Origin of the sequence: Rhizobium sp. X9 (genome assembly GCF_018873185.1) — a bacterium.
GTDB classification, from domain to species: domain Bacteria; phylum Pseudomonadota; class Alphaproteobacteria; order Rhizobiales; family Rhizobiaceae; genus Agrobacterium; species Agrobacterium oryzihabitans.
In genome coordinates this window covers 2,079,749-2,094,240 of sequence record NZ_CP071312.1, presented here as the reverse complement: position 1 = coordinate 2,094,240, position 14,492 = coordinate 2,079,749, and the positions used below count along the sequence as shown (strand labels likewise).

Here is a 14,492-nt window from a genome sequence, read left to right as displayed (position 1 = left end):
GAGATAAGAGCTTGCCGCCGGCTCTACAAGAAGCACGGCAAGACGCCAACCGCTTGGAATTAAACCGCAGATGGAATTTCCCTTGAATAAAAGATATCTCTAAAATATAATAAAACATCTATTATAATTCGCATTCCGGTCCGGTGGAGGACATGGCCGGAAAAGCTTCCCCCACCGTCAAAACGCGGTTCGCACGCTGTTTTGCGCGCGCGCATGCATCATCGTTCAATAATCATAAGAATGAGGCGTTGGTGGAAAAGCTGCTGTTGAACCTCACGCGTGCCATGAAGGCTGGCACACCCTCCGAGCGCAAGATCGCCAAATATCTGATCGAGCATCTGGACGAGCTGCCATTCGAAACGGCGCAGACACTGGCTGCAAAGCTCGGCCTCAGCCCGATGACGGTCGGCCGCTTCCTGCGTTCGCTCGGATACCGGCAATTCAGCGATATCCGTGCCGATCTGCGCCATGCGGAGGAAGTGGTTGGTGAGGAACAGCCCGCATCGTCTGGAAGCAGCGAACAGTCCAATCCGTTTTCGCAGCTTCTGTCGCAGCAGATACAGGCCATTCAGACCGCTTTCGACATGACCTCACAGCCGATCTGGCGTCTGGCGATGAACGAGATTGCCTCGACGCCCGACGTTTTTCTGGCCACATCTCCCGAAGGCATGGGGACAGGACGCCACTTTCACGGGCGATTGCTGGAATACCGCAAGCAGGTCCATTATCTCGGCAGCGACAGCGCCGCTTATGTGACGTTATGGGATTTTGAGCCGGCAAAAGCCCTTCTCATCCTCATGGACTGCGGCGGCAGCCTGTCGCCGCTGCAGAACCTCTCATCCACGGCGCGCAAGAGCGGCTACAGAACCCTTTTGATCACCACCCGTTTCTATGAGTGGGGACCTGAAAGTGCCGATATCTGTCTTGCCATGCCGCACGCCCAGAATGGCGGCCAGGGCCTGCTGCAACTCGTCGCACTGATGGAATTCACGCTCTGCAGCCTGATTGCCGGCGCGGACGAGACGCGCAGGGCACGCATGAAAAACCTCACCGGCCTGAAGCGCTCGCTGGGCATCTGATCTGCGTCCTACGGGCATATGGATCGAGCGGGTGCCCCATCGCCAAACATTCTTGCCAAAATCAGAGGCTTTCCAGCTCCTGGCGATGGCGGTACATGGCAAGAAACCGGCGATAATCTCGCTCATAGCGGGACGCAAGCGCCGGATTTCCGGAAATTTCCGCATTGCCCGGATACATGGCGGCCCCCGCCGCCGCAATATCCGCATGGACGCCGCCGGCGGCGGCCGCCGTCATTGCCGTGCCGAGAAGAACGGCGTCAGCGGTGGCGGGAACCACGATGCGTTTGCCGGTCACATCAGCGTAAAGTTCCATCAGGAGCCGGTTTTTCACATGGCCTCCGGTGACATGCAGACTTTCCACCGCATAACCGAAGCGCTCCATGGCATCGAGAACATGGCGTGCGCCAAGCGCGATTGCCACTGCGGTGCGCCAGTAAAGCCGGCAGAGACTGTCGAAAGACGTATCCAGCGTCAGCCCGCTGATGACGCCGACGGCGTGCGGATCAGCCAGCGGCGAGCGGTTGCCGTGGAAATCCGGCAGCACATGCAGCCGATCGGCGAAGGCCTCGCCCTCGAGTGCGCGCAACTCAGCCACCCGTGCAACGATCCGGGCATGCAGCCCCGTATCCGGCTCACCACCCGCCGCATGCATGCGCACGATATGATCGAGCAGCGCGCCGGTGGCCGATTGCCCGCCCTCCACCAGCCAGTGGCCGGGCAGGATCGCCTGCCAGTAGGGACCCCAGAGGCTGTGGCCCGGCATCTGCCGCTCGGACATGGCGACAAGGCAGCTTGAGGTGCCGGCAATCAGCGCCACATGCCGGCCCACATCCCCCGAAAGGCATCCGCCAAGCGCGCCGAGCGCACCCGCATAGGCATCGATCATGCCCGCCGCCACCTGGCAACCCGTATCGAGACCAAGTTCTGCCGCCGCTTCAGGCGACAGAGGACCGATGCTTTCCCCCGGCATCACCGTGGTGTCGGGCAGCCCGGCCCGCTCTTTCAGATCGCCAAGCCCGGCCAGTTCGAGATAATCCGCCTGCCAGCCGGGATTTTCCTGCGCCAGGAAATTCCACTTCGCCGTCTGCGTGCAATTTGAACGCTTCGCCGAGCCGGTCGCTTTCCAGGTGAGGAAATCCGCCAGATCGAAGGCGAAAGACATGCGGGCCCAGCTTGCCGGCAAATTCTTCTTCAGCCACATCAGCTTCGGCATCTGCATTTCCGGCGACACGCTGTTACCGGCAAAATCCAAAACCCGGTGGCCGGATGCCGTCAGCCGGTCGGCCTCGGCGATCGCGCGGTGGTCAAGCCAGACGATCGTGTCGAACTTGTCTTTGCCAGTGACGGAGACCGAAACCGGCTCTCCCTTTTCGTCGCGGATAACCAGCGAGCAGGTGGCGTCGAACCCGATGGCGGCAATGCTTTCGCGGGGAACAGCCGCCTCGGCAAGCGCTGCCCTGACCGCTATGCAGACCGCGTTCCATATGTCGCTGGAATCATGTTCGGCGTGGTTTTCCTGCGGCCGCTGCATCAGGATGGGATGGGTGGAGCGGGCGAGAAGCCGGCCGGCCGGATCGAAAATCCCGGCGCGCGCGCTCGCCGTACCGACATCGACAGCCACGAGATTCTGACGCATCAAGACTTCAATTCCATCCCTTGCGCAACGACTTCCGGGCGGCGGCAGGCATGGTTTCCTTCAGCCCGCGTCACGTGCCACCTGGCTGTCAAAACCGCCCTTCCCCACATAACCGTCGACAAGTTGGACCAAATCCGGCATCGCGTCAAACGTGGCATCGGCCCCAAGTCCTGCGATCTTTTCGCGGAATGCGGGAAACCGCGCATGCGAGCCGCCCGTGAAGGCAAAAACCGCCATGCCGGCTGCCTTCGCCGCCGCAATGCCCGCCGGGCTGTCCTCGATCACGATGCAGTGACGCGGATCAGCGCCCATTTCACGCGCGGCATGCAGGAAAAGATCGGGTGCCGGCTTGCCGTTCTTCACCATGGTGGCGCTGAAGACGTGCGGCTCGAATTTGTCGATCAGGCCGGTCAGCCCCAGCGAATAACGGATGCGCTCCGGCTGGCTGGAAGAGGCAACGCAACGTTTCAGGGCCACAAGCCTGTCCAGCGTTTCGGCAATGCCGTCAATGGGCCTGAGCTCTGTGCGGAAACGCTCGAACAATGTTGCGCGCATATGATCGAGAAAATCGATATCGGTCTCGACACCGTAATCCTCAAACAGCGTCGCCGTCATGCTGGCGACGCTGCGGCCGAGGAAGCGCTCATAGGCTTCCTCCTCTCCCATCGTTACACCGAGATGGGAGAGCATGTCGAGAAGCACTGAAATCGAGACCGGCTCGCTGTCGACGAGAACGCCGTCGCAGTCGAAAATCAGAAGAGGTCCGGTCCCGTCTTGCATCTCTTGGTCACTTTTCAGCCAGCTTGTCATCCAGATAAAGCTGCAAGGTCTTCGCCGTGCCTTCTTGCCACAGCGTTTTCAATGCATGGGCGAAGCGTTTACGGAAAAGCTCCGATTCGGCAACCTCCCCGAAAATATCGCTAAGCGCGAGGAAGGCCATCGGATCGTCCTTGGCCTTGATCGCCGCCGCCTGAAGCCGCTCGGCGCTCGCATCGTTGAAGGCGATTTCCTTGCCGCTGTCGGAGGTGCCCTGGAAATAACGGCACCAGAGCGCCGAAACCAGCGACAGGCCGACAATATCTTCGCCGCGCGCCAGACGGTCGGCGGTGGAGGGCAGAATGAACTTCGGCTGGCGGTTGGAGCCATCCTGCGCCAGACGCGGAATGGTGTCACCGATTTTCGGATTGAGGAAACGCCGTTCGATCAGCCCGAAATAGTCGGCGAGATTCGTATCGGGAACCGGCGGAATGACCGGAATGATCTCTTCCTTTTCGAGCTTTGCCAGAAACGCCCGGATCAGCGGGTGTTCCATGGCCTCATGCACGAAATGAATATCGAGCAGAGCAGCCGGATAGGCGATTGCCGCATGGCCGCCATTGAGGATGCGGATTTTCATATGCTCATAGGGCGCGACATCCTTCACGAACTGCACGCCCGCCTTTTCCAGCGCCGGGCGACCGGCGGGGAAATTATCCTCCATCACCCATTGCTTGAACTCTTCGCAGAAGACCGGCCAGTTGTCTTCGATGCCGAAATCGTCGCGGGCAATATTGCGTTCGCGCTCGCCTGTCGCGGGCGTAATGCGGTCGACCATGGAATTCGGAAAAGCGACGTTTTCGCCGATCCAGTTGGCGAAAGCCGGATCCGAGAGAGCCGCCAGGCCGACCACGGCATTTTTCGTGACCTTGCCATTATGCGGAATGTTATCGCAGGACATGACGGTGAAGGGTTGCAGCCCTTTGTCCCGTCGTGCCTTCAGCCCGGCGACGATGAGGCCGAACACGGTTTTCGGCGAAGCCGGGTTTCTGCCGTCCTCGGCTATGGCCGGATGCTGCGGGTTGAAGGAACCGGAAGCATCGATGAAATACCCGCCTTCAGTGATCGTCATGGAAACGATGCGGATTTTCGGGTCTGCCAGCTTATCGATGATGGCGTTGGTGTCGCCGACCTTCAGAATGTCGATCATCGGGCCGGTGACGCGTGCGCCGGTGCGGTTATTGTCCTGCTCCACCACCGTCGTCAGGAAATCCTGCGCGGCTAGCTTTTCCCGCATCACCGCATCCGACGGCAGAACGCCCGCGCCGATGATGGCGAAGTCATGGTCCGTTCCGGTGTTGAAGAGGTCATCCAGATAGACCGCCTGATGGGCGCGGTGGAAATTGCCGACGCCGAAATGCACGATGCCGGCGGAAAGATCGGTCCGGGAATAGGCTGGAACCGCCGCGGTTTTTCCGGCGTCGTCAAGCGTTGCGAGGGAGAGTTTGCATGTCATGTCACGATCCTCGAAGGGGAAACGTTGTTCGTGCCAAGGCCGGGCGGCAGACGCCCGATACTCAGCTCATCCAGTTGCCGCCGTCGACATTATAGGTCTGGGCGACGATGTATTCGGCCTCATCGGAGGCAAGGAAGATCGCCATGCCGGTCAGGTCTTCGGCACGGCCCATGCGGCCAAAGGGTACGGCCTCCCCGACCAGCCGCTTCTTTTCACCGGCGGGGCGGTTTTCATATTTCGCAAACAGCGCATCCACGCCGTCCCAGTGCTCGCCATCGACCACGCCCGGCGCAATCGCATTGACGTTGATGCCGTGCCTGATGAGATCGAGCCCCGCCGACTGGGTGAGGCTGATGACGGCGGCCTTGGTGGCGCAATAAACCGCCACCAAGGCCTCGCCGCGCCGGCCCGCCTGGCTTGCCATGTTGATGATCTTGCCGCCTTTTCCCCGAGCAATCATTGTTTTTGCGGCGGCCTGCATCATGAACAGCGTGCCGGACACGTTGATCGAAAACAGTCTTTCGTAGCTCTCTCGTTTGATCTCGACAATCGGTGCAAGATCGAACAGCGCGGCATTGTTGATGAGGATATCGAGCCCACCCGCCTGGCCTTCCACCGTGCGGATGGCGGTGTCGATGGAATGCTGTTTGGTCACGTCGAGTTCGACGGCATAGGCATTCTCGCCGATCTCGCGGGCGGTCTTGCTGGCGCGTTCGAAATCGATGTCGGCAATGGCGACGGTTGCCCCCTCACGTATATAGGCTTCGGCAAAAGCACGGCCGATGCCGCGCGCCGAACCTGTTATCAGCGCGGATTTGCCTTCCAGTCTCCCCGTCATATCGCCTTGCCCTTTTCATCGAACCTGTGGATCTTTGTCTCGTCCGGGGTGATGAACACGGTATCGCCGTGTTTGCATTCGAACTCGCCATCGGTCCTTGCGGTAATCGGCCCGATGCCATCGACCTCGAGATGCAGGAAGGTATCCGATCCGAGATGTTCGGCGACGGTGACCTTGCCCTGCCACAGTCCGCTTTCCTTCGACAGCACCAGATGCTCGGGCCGCACGCCGGCGGTGGTCGCACCCTTTTGGCGGGCGTAATCGCCGGTAATGAGGTTCATGCGCGGCGAGCCGATAAAGCCGGCGACGAAGAGGTTGGCGGGGGAGCGGTAAAGCTCCATCGGCGAGCCGACCTGCTCGATATTGCCGCGGTTGAGCACCACGATCTTGTCGGCCATGGTCATGGCTTCCACCTGGTCGTGGGTGACGTAGATCATCGTCGTCTTCAGCGTGTTGTGCAGTTCTGAGATTTCCAGCCGCATGGTGCCGCGCAGCGCCGCATCGAGGTTGGAGAGCGGTTCGTCGAACAGGAAGGCTTTCGGTTCGCGCACGATGGCGCGGCCGATGGCGACGCGCTGGCGCTGGCCGCCCGACAGCTGCGAGGGCCGGCGTTCGAGATAATCGGTGAGGTTCAGCACCCGGGCGGCGTCCTCGACCTTTTTATCGATGATCGCCTTGTCGAGCTTGGCCATCTTCAGCGGGAAGGCGATGTTATTCCTGACACTCATATGCGGATAAAGCGCATAGGACTGGAACACCATGGCAAGGCCGCGCTCGGCCGGGGCCTTTTCGGTGACATCCTTGCCGTCGATGACGATCTTGCCGCCGGAGACGTCTTCCAGCCCGGCGATCAGCCGCAAAAGCGTGGACTTGCCGCAGCCCGACGGGCCGACGAAGACGACGAATTCGCCGTCGTTGATATCGAGATCGATCGACGGGATGACTTTCGCCTCACCGAAGAGCTTGGACACGTTCTGAAGGGAAATGCTGCCCATGTTTGTCGTTCCTTATTTCACGGCGCCGAAGGTCAGGCCACGCACGAGTTGTTTCTGCGAGAACCAGCCGATGACGAGAATGGGGGCGATCGCCATCATCGAGGCGGCCGAGAGTTTTGCCCAGAACAGCCCCTGCGGTGAGGAGAAGGAGGCGATGAAGGCCGTCAGCGGGGCTGCATTGGTGGTCGTCAGCCGGATCGTCCAGAAGGATTCGTTCCAGGCGAGGATGACGTTGAGGAGCAGCGTCGAGGCAATGCCCGGAACCGCCATCGGCGTCAGCACATGCACGATCTCGTTCCACAAGGATGCGCCATCCATGCGGGCCGCTTCGAGGATCTCGCCGGGGATTTCCCGGAAGTAGGTGTAGAGCATCCAGATGACGATCGGCAGGTTGATGAAGGTGAGCATGATGGTGAGCCCGATGCGGGTATCGAGCAGGCCGGCATTGCGGAAGATCAGGTAGATCGGCACCAGCACGGCGACGGCCGGCATCATCTTGGTGGAGAGCATCCACATCAAAATGTCCTTGGTGCGTTTGGTCGGCGAGAACGCCATGGCCCAGGCGGCGGGAATGGCGATGATCAGCGCGATGATCGTCGAGCCGAGCGACAGCACCACCGAGTTCATGAAGGGCTTGAAGTAATCGCGCTGGGTCTGGACCGTCACGTAATTCTCAAGCGTGCCCGAGGGAATGAGGCTGAAGCCGGCGATTGCCTCCGGCTCGGTCTTGATCGAGGTGAGGAAGGCATAGAGGATCGGGAAGAACAGCAACAGCGCCACGGCCCAGGCCGCGATGGAAAAGCCGATCTTCGCACGTGTGGTTGTCTTGCGGGCCATGATGTTTCCCCCTTACCGGTCGAGGTTCTTGCCGACGGCGCGCATCAGGAAGATGGCGACGATATTGGCGAGGATGACGGCGATGATGCCGCCGGCCGAAGCGCCGCCGACGTCGTAACCGAGAAGCGCGGTGCGATAGATGAGGAAGGCGAGGTTGGTGGAGGCATAACCCGGGCCGCCATTGGTGGTGACGAGGATTTCCGCGTAGACGCCGAGCAGGAAGATCGTCTGGATCAGAATGACGACGGTGATGGCGCGCGACAGATGCGGCAGGGTCAGGTAGACGAAGCGGTTGGCGAAGTTGGCGCCATCCATCTCGGCGGCTTCCTTCTGCTCGCCATCGAGCGACTGCAGGGCGGTGAGCAGGATCAGCGTCGCAAACGGCAGCCATTGCCAGGCGACGATGATGATGATGGACAGCAGCGGAAACTGCGCGAACCAGTCGACCGGCTGGAAACCGAAGAAGCGCGAGAGATCGGCAAGCACGCCATAACCGGGATGCATGATCATGTTCTTCCACACCAATGCGGCGACCGGCGGCATGACGAAGAAGGGCGAGATGATCATGATGCGGACGATGCCCTGGCCGAAAATGTCATTGTCGAGCAGAAGCGCAATGGCGATGCCGCCGATGACGGTGATCGCAAGCACGCCGCCGACGATCAAAAGCGTGTTCCAGATCGACTGGAAGAAGGCCGGGTCGGTGTAGAAATACTGGTAATTGAAGAGGCCCGCGAAGCTGACATTGGCCGGGTTGAGGAGATTGTAGTTCTGGAACGAGAACCACAGGGTCATCGCCAGAGGCACGATCATCCACACCAGCAACAGCAGCACCGATGGCGCAAGCATCACCCGCGCAAGACCGCTCGTGTTTCGGGTTGCCATTACACTAACCTCCCCTTGGGCCTGCGCGCCATGACATGCGCCCGGCATATCCGGAAGAACCGGCTCATTCTTGTTTTGATTTGAAAGGCATTAAAGCCGCATCGCGGCTTCCGGCCCGGAGAGTTCGCTGTCCGGCATTGGCGCCGGACAGCGATCTTCGGGAGGATTACTTGATGTAACCGGCGCGGGTCATTTCACGCGTTGCTGTCGACTGGGCACCCGCAAGCGCATCGTCAACGCTGGACTGACCGGCAACGACTGCCGAGAACAGCTGACCGACCGTGGTGCCGAGCGCCTGGAATTCAGGGATCGCCACGAACTGGCCACCCGTATAAGGCACGGGCTTTACGGTCGGCTTGGTGATATCGGCGGCATCCATCGCGGCAAGCGTCGGCTTGGCGAAGGCGGCGGCCTTTTCATAATCGGCGTTCTTGTAAAGCGAGGTGCGGGTGCCCGGAGGCACGTTTGCCCAGCCTTCCTTGGAAGCGACGAGCGTAGTGTAATCCTTGCTGGTTGCCCAGGAGATGAACTTTTCAGCCGCATCGGCCTTCTTCGAGCTCTTCGGGATGGCAAGGTTCCACGACCACAGCCAGTTGCCGTGGTTCTTCAGCTCGCCATGCGTCGGGAACAGCGCATAACCAACCTTGTCGGCAACGGTCGAATCCTTCGGGTTTGATACGAAGGAGGCAGCCACCGTGGCGTCGATCCACATGCCGCATTTGCCCTGCTGGAACAGCGTCAGGTTTTCGTTGAAGCCGTTGGAGGACGCGCCCGACGGACCGGCATCCTTCATCAGATCCACGTAAAACTGCAGCGAGCTCTTCCATTCCGGCTGATCGAACTGCGGCTTCCAGTTCTCATCGAACCAGCGGCCACCGAAGGAGTTGGTGAGCGCGCTGATGAAGGCCATGTTTTCGCCCCAGCCGGCCTTGCCACGCAGGCAGATGCCGTTGATATCGGCCTTGCGGTCGGTAATCTTGCGGGCGGCGTCGCCGATGAATTCCCAGGTCGGGTTTTCAGGCATCTTCAGGCCTGCTTTTTCAAACAGATCCTTGCGATACATGATCATGGCGGATTCGCCATAGAAGGGTGCCGCATAAAGCTTGCCTTCGGCGGAGAGACCACCACGGATCGCCGGCAGGATGTCATCCACGTCGTATTTGTCGCCGAGCTTTTCGAGCGGCAGCAGCCAGCCCTGCTTGGCCCAGATCGGCACTTCATAGTTGCCGATGGTCATGATGTCGTATTGGCCGCCATTGGTGGCAATATCGGTCGTCACACGCTCGCGCAGGACGTTTTCTTCAAGCGTGACCCATTCGACCTTGATGTCGGGGTTCTTTGCCGTGAAGTCGGAGGTCAGCCCCTGCATGCGGATCATGTCGCCGTTGTTCACGGTGGCGATGGTCAGCGTCTCAGCGGAAGCAAGGGTCGAAAAGGCGAGGGCCGAGCATGCGCCCAGCAAAATGGTCTTCAGTGTCATATCTTCCTCCCAGAAGAAAAATGATGAGCATTCGCTTTGCTCTGGGGCATTTACTCACCCGCAGCCAAAAAAAGTCAAGCGACTTCCTGTGCTGCGACGCACATGGAAAAATCAAGCCATTGATTTTATGATATTAATTTTTGCTCAATGCGTGAGCAAATATTCACTTGTCACTTCATCAGTGATGAGGCCGTTCAGAAGTCCACCCCTCAGCGCCGCCAGAATCGAGGCATTCTTGCGCGCGCCCTGCGCCATGCCGATGACGGTGCAGGTCTCTCTTGAAGGGATGGGTACGGAGGCGACGCGCTCGTTGACGGAATGCTCGAGAATGCGGCCATTGGCATCATACATCCAGCCGCAGATCTCGCCGACGGCACCGCTTGCCATCAGCGCCTTCATCTCGTCGACACCGAGAAAACCATCGACGCAGAGCGGCGCGTTCTCGCCGAGTTCGCCGACACCGACGAAGGTGACATTGGCCGCGGAACCCAGCGCCAGCGTGGAGCGCACCATGGACTGGTCGTGCAGCAGTTCCCGCTCTTCCGCAGAGGAGCAGAGGACAGGCAGCGGCATCGGAAAATGCCGCGCCTTGATGGCATCGGCCATGCTGAAGATGACGTTGTAATAAGCGGCGGAGCCATCCGGCCCGATATTGCCCGTCAGTGAGACGATGCGATGCTGCGGGCATTCCATTGGCGGCAACTGGTCGACGGCGGCCTTCAATGTACGGCCAGTACCGATGGCGAGCACGATGGGATCGGCATTCTTCAGCCAGCGTTCGATCTCCGCCGCCCCGGCCTCGGCAATGCCGACAGTGGAGGAGACGCCGGCCGGATCGCTCGGCACCACCTCGATATATCTAAGGTCGAATTTTTCCTTGAGCCGCTCGGCTTTTTCGAGACAGGCGGCGATGGGGTGATCGAGCCGGACCTTGATCAGCCGTTCGGCGACGGCCAACGACACCAGCCGCTGCGCCGACTGCCGGGAAATGCCCATGGCGGCGGCGATCTCATCCTGCGTGCGCCCAGCGACATAATAAAGCCAGCCGGCACGGGCCGCATCGTCCAGCCGTCCATGTGCGTCGTTTCGTCTGGCCATGCCGCTGCCCTCTAGGAATTATGCTTGCGCATTTGCTGGCATTTTTTTGCGTCGGCTGTCAAACGGGGGATGGGCGGAAAGACTATACGGCGCGAAAATCGGCGGATGAGGAACGGTGACTGACGACTTATACGTCCGTGTCGTTATTTTTCCGTCATTCCGGCCTTGAGCCGGAATCCAGCCACGGCGCGTCTGCGCCGTGAGAAGAGTCTCTTGCGATCAAGGACTTGATCGCGCTGGACCCCGGATCAAGTCCGGGGTGACGATGCTGGGTTTATGCCCGTACCCTCAATCACGCCGCTTCCTGCACCAGATGCCCTGCGGAAACCTCGCGATAATGCCGCTGCGGCGGCACATAATCCACCGGCCGGATCGGGCTTTTGATCTCATCCGTCGCCATGTTGCGCCTGATCTGCCGCCGCGCCGGGTCCGGCACCGGAACCGCCGACATCAGCTTTTTCGTATAGGGGTGCTGCGGATTGTCGAAAACCGCCGCACGCGGCCCGATTTCGACGATTTCGCCGAGATACATCACCGCCACACGATGGCTGACGCGCTCCACCACTGCCATATCGTGCGAGATGAACAGGAAGGCCAGATTGAGGCTTTGTTGCAGGTCGAGCAGCAGGTTGCAGACCTGCGCCTTGATGGACACATCGAGCGCAGACACCGCCTCATCGGCGACGATGACCTTCGGGTCGAGCATCAGCGAGCGGGCAATGGCGATACGCTGACGCTGGCCGCCGGAAAACTCATGCGGGAAACGCCGCATCATATCCGGGCTCAAACCCACCTTTTCCATCAGATCCGCGGCCTTTTCACGCGCCTGCGGCTTCGTTCCCAGCCGGTGCTCGATGAAAGGTTCCATGATCGCCGTACCGATGCTCATGCGCGGATCGAGCGAGGCGAAGGGATCCTGGAAGATCATCTGCACGCTGCGGCGCATGGTGCGCAGCGTCGTCTTGTCGAGCTTCAGGACCTCGTAGCCGTCGAGCGTCACATTGCCCGAGGTAGGCTCGATCAGCCGGGTGATCGACCGCCCCGTCGTGGATTTGCCACAACCGGATTCGCCGACCAGCGACAGCGTCTCGCCCTCGGCCAGATCGAAGGAAACCTTTTCCACCGCATGCACGGCGCCGGATTTGCGGCCGAAAAGACCGGAACGGATATCGAAACGCGTGGTCAGGTCCTTCACGGAGAGAATGGGCGTGCGCGAACCGGATACCGTGTCCTTCACCTCCACCACGGGCTGGCTCTCGCCGGTCTTGATATCGATGATCGGGAAACGGGCCGGCAGCACGCGCTCCTTCATCGAGCCGAGCTTCGGCACCGCCGAAAGAAGAGCGCGCGTATAGGGGTGGCGACCGCGGTGGAAGATATCGTCGGTGGTGCCGGTTTCCACCACATCGCCGCGGAACATGACGATGGTGCGATCCGAGACTTCAGCCACCACGCCCATATCATGGGTGATGAAGAGCACGGACATGCCCTCCTCTTCCTGCAATTGCTTGATCAGGTCGAGGATCTGGCCCTGAATGGTCACGTCGAGCGCGGTTGTCGGCTCGTCGGCAATCAGGAGTTTAGGCTTTGAGGCGAGCGCCATGGCGATCATCACGCGCTGGCGCATGCCGCCGGAAAACTGGTGCGGATAATCGTCGAAACGGTTCTTCGCATTGGGAATACGGACCTTTTCGAGCAGGCGAATGACCTCCGCCTTCGCAGCGGATGAGGAAATATTCTGATGTACCGTCAACGCTTCGGCGATCTGCTTGCCGATCGGGAAGATCGGGTTGAGGCTGGTCATCGGCTCCTGGAAGATCATCGAAATGTCCTTGCCGCGAACCTTGCGCATCTCCTCTTCCGGAAGGGCCAGCAGATCGCGCCCGCCAAGCATGACCTTGCCCTCGATCCGGCTGGTCTTCTTATCCAGAAGCCGCATGATCGACAGCGACGTCACGCTTTTGCCAGAGCCGCTTTCCCCGACGATCGCCACCGTCTCACGCGGCGCGATCTCGAAACTCATGTTGCGGACCACGGATTTCCAGCCGCCATCGACGCGGAAGGATGTGGTCAGATTTTCAACCGAAAGAACCGGGCTTACCGAACCGCCGGTCTGTTCCATGGACGTTGCCGCCAAAAGCATGCCGATCTCCTGAAAAGCGAAAGGCGGCCATGAAGGCCGCCGGATGTCTTACGCAGCAAGCGCGGTTTCGGCCATCGAGACCCAGTAGCTGATGCCATAGGGCAAGGCGTCGTCGTTGAAGTCATAGGCGGCATTGTGAAGTCCGGCGGTATCGCCGTTGCCGATGAAGATGAACGCACCGGGGCGCGATTCCAGCATGTAGGAGAAATCCTCCGCGCCCATATGCGGGTTGGGATTGGTGTTGACGGCATTTGCACCGGCCACGCCCATCGCCACGCCGGTCGCGAATTCGGTCTCGTCATTATGGTTGAAAGTGACGGGATAACCGCGATCATATTTCACCTCGGCGGTCGCGCCATGCGCCATGGCGGTGGCGGTGGCCACTTCCTTCAGGCGCTTTTCGGCAAAATCGCGGGTTTCCGGCAGCAGGGTGCGTACCGTGCCCGTCAGCGTTACCGAACCGGGAATGACATTGCCCGCGGTGCCGCCATGGGTGGTGGCGACGGTGACGACCAGCGATTTCAACGGGTCAGTCTCACGCGAGACGATGGATTGCAGGGCGATGATGATATAGGCCGAGGTCAGCACCGGATCGATGGAAAGATGCGGCGCGGCCGCATGGCTGCCCTTGCCGGTAATCGTGATCTCGAAGGCATCCGCCGCCGCCATGGTCGAGCCCTTGCGAATGGCGAATTGCCCGACGGGAATGCCCGGCTCATTATGCATGCCATAGACCTGTGAAATGCCGAATTTCTCCATCATGCCGTCGTTCAGCATGGCGAGAGCCCCTGCCCCGCCTTCTTCGGCCGGCTGGAAGATGACCGCGACGGACCCTTTGAAATTGCGGGTCTCGGCGAGATATTGCGCTGCACCCAGAAGCATTGCCGTGTGCCCGTCATGGCCGCAGGAATGGGCTTTGCCCGGCACCTTGGAAGCCCATGGTTTGCCGCTGGTTTCAAGGATTGGCAAAGCGTCCATGTCGGAGCGGAAACCGATGGTCGGGCCGTCCCCGTGCCGCCCCTTGATGATGCCCACCACGCCGGTCTTGCCAATGCCGGTTTCGACGATGTCGCAGCCGAAGGCTTTGAGTTTCTCGGCCACGAATTTCGATGTTTCGAAGACGTCGTAGAGCAGCTCCGGCGTCTCGTGCAGATGGCGCCTCCAGCCGGCAACTTCTTCCTGCATCTCGGCCACACGGTTCAATATCGGCATTCTCATTTTTCCTTTTT

12 protein-coding genes are annotated in these 14,492 nt (G+C 60.2%); 1 reads left to right on the top strand and 11 read right to left on the bottom strand.

Translation table 11 applies throughout. The features are described from left to right. Nucleotides 1-248 precede the first annotated feature (248 nt). Nucleotides 249-1,079, top strand: coding sequence for a MurR/RpiR family transcriptional regulator (locus JZY08_RS24460; RefSeq protein WP_051032462.1), 831 nt, complete (start codon nt 249-251; stop codon nt 1,077-1,079). 61 nt (nt 1,080-1,140) lie between these two features. Here JZY08_RS24460 and JZY08_RS24455 read toward each other — a convergent pair whose 3' ends face one another. The 11 genes from JZY08_RS24455 to JZY08_RS24405 form a co-directional block, all read right to left on the bottom strand. Next, nucleotides 1,141-2,715, bottom strand: a complete 1,575-nt coding sequence (locus JZY08_RS24455; RefSeq protein ID WP_216332021.1) for an FGGY-family carbohydrate kinase — start codon at nt 2,713-2,715, stop codon at nt 1,141-1,143. Nucleotides 2,716-2,775: 60 nt separating this feature from the next. After that, complete coding sequence (locus tag JZY08_RS24450; protein ID WP_216332019.1) at nt 2,776-3,495, bottom strand: HAD family hydrolase; 720 nt, start codon at nt 3,493-3,495, stop codon at nt 2,776-2,778. 7 nt (nt 3,496-3,502) lie between these two features. After that, nucleotides 3,503-4,987: a mannitol dehydrogenase family protein gene (locus JZY08_RS24445; protein ID WP_216332017.1), complete on the bottom strand. Its 1,485-nt coding sequence runs from the start codon at nt 4,985-4,987 to the stop codon at nt 3,503-3,505. A gap of 61 nt (nt 4,988-5,048) precedes the next feature. Further along, a complete protein-coding gene (locus tag JZY08_RS24440) occupies nt 5,049-5,825 on the bottom strand; it encodes an L-iditol 2-dehydrogenase (RefSeq protein WP_216332016.1) in 777 nt (258 codons plus the stop codon). Continuing rightward, nucleotides 5,822-6,820: an ABC transporter ATP-binding protein gene (locus JZY08_RS24435; protein ID WP_216332013.1), complete on the bottom strand. Its 999-nt coding sequence runs from the start codon at nt 6,818-6,820 to the stop codon at nt 5,822-5,824. Before JZY08_RS24435 ends, JZY08_RS24440 begins: the two co-directional genes overlap by 4 nt. Nucleotides 6,821-6,832: 12 nt before the next feature. Then, nucleotides 6,833-7,657, bottom strand: coding sequence for a carbohydrate ABC transporter permease (locus tag JZY08_RS24430; protein ID WP_003525171.1), 825 nt, complete (start codon nt 7,655-7,657; stop codon nt 6,833-6,835). Between the two features lie 12 nt (nt 7,658-7,669). Continuing rightward, the gene (locus JZY08_RS24425; RefSeq protein WP_216332011.1) at nt 7,670-8,542 is read right to left on the bottom strand and encodes a carbohydrate ABC transporter permease; all 873 of its coding nucleotides are present in this window, start codon (nt 8,540-8,542) and stop codon (nt 7,670-7,672) included. A gap of 166 nt (nt 8,543-8,708) precedes the next feature. Further along, complete coding sequence (locus JZY08_RS24420; RefSeq protein ID WP_003499050.1) at nt 8,709-10,022, bottom strand: sugar ABC transporter substrate-binding protein; 1,314 nt, start codon at nt 10,020-10,022, stop codon at nt 8,709-8,711. A 144-nt stretch (nt 10,023-10,166) separates the two neighbouring features. Continuing rightward, the gene (locus JZY08_RS24415; RefSeq protein ID WP_080857879.1) at nt 10,167-11,120 is read right to left on the bottom strand and encodes a sugar-binding transcriptional regulator; all 954 of its coding nucleotides are present in this window, start codon (nt 11,118-11,120) and stop codon (nt 10,167-10,169) included. Nucleotides 11,121-11,412: 292 nt separating this feature from the next. Beyond that, nucleotides 11,413-13,263, bottom strand: coding sequence for an ABC transporter ATP-binding protein (locus tag JZY08_RS24410; protein ID WP_216332008.1), 1,851 nt, complete (start codon nt 13,261-13,263; stop codon nt 11,413-11,415). Nucleotides 13,264-13,311: 48 nt separating this feature from the next. Then, complete coding sequence (locus JZY08_RS24405; protein ID WP_216332006.1) at nt 13,312-14,475, bottom strand: M20 aminoacylase family protein; 1,164 nt, start codon at nt 14,473-14,475, stop codon at nt 13,312-13,314. Nucleotides 14,476-14,492: the final 17 nt, after the last annotated feature.

Bases quoted from the DNA above. Each gene is read 5' to 3' on its own strand.
- JZY08_RS24455 (WP_216332021.1), bottom strand. From the start codon at position 2,715: ATGCGTCAGAATCTCGTGGCTGTCGATGTCGGTACGGCGAGCGCGCGC.
- JZY08_RS24450 (WP_216332019.1), bottom strand. From the start codon at position 3,495: ATGCAAGACGGGACCGGACCTCTTCTGATTTTCGACTGCGACGGCGTT.
- JZY08_RS24445 (WP_216332017.1), bottom strand. From the start codon at position 4,987: ATGACATGCAAACTCTCCCTCGCAACGCTTGACGACGCCGGAAAAACC.
- JZY08_RS24440 (WP_216332016.1), bottom strand. From the start codon at position 5,825: ATGACGGGGAGACTGGAAGGCAAATCCGCGCTGATAACAGGTTCGGCG.
- JZY08_RS24435 (WP_216332013.1), bottom strand. From the start codon at position 6,820: ATGGGCAGCATTTCCCTTCAGAACGTGTCCAAGCTCTTCGGTGAGGCG.
- JZY08_RS24430 (WP_003525171.1), bottom strand. From the start codon at position 7,657: ATGGCCCGCAAGACAACCACACGTGCGAAGATCGGCTTTTCCATCGCG.
- JZY08_RS24425 (WP_216332011.1), bottom strand. From the start codon at position 8,542: ATGGCAACCCGAAACACGAGCGGTCTTGCGCGGGTGATGCTTGCGCCA.
- JZY08_RS24420 (WP_003499050.1), bottom strand. From the start codon at position 10,022: ATGACACTGAAGACCATTTTGCTGGGCGCATGCTCGGCCCTCGCCTTT.
- JZY08_RS24415 (WP_080857879.1), bottom strand. From the start codon at position 11,120: ATGGCCAGACGAAACGACGCACATGGACGGCTGGACGATGCGGCCCGT.
- JZY08_RS24410 (WP_216332008.1), bottom strand. From the start codon at position 13,263: ATGCTTTTGGCGGCAACGTCCATGGAACAGACCGGCGGTTCGGTAAGC.
- JZY08_RS24405 (WP_216332006.1), bottom strand. From the start codon at position 14,475: ATGCCGATATTGAACCGTGTGGCCGAGATGCAGGAAGAAGTTGCCGGC.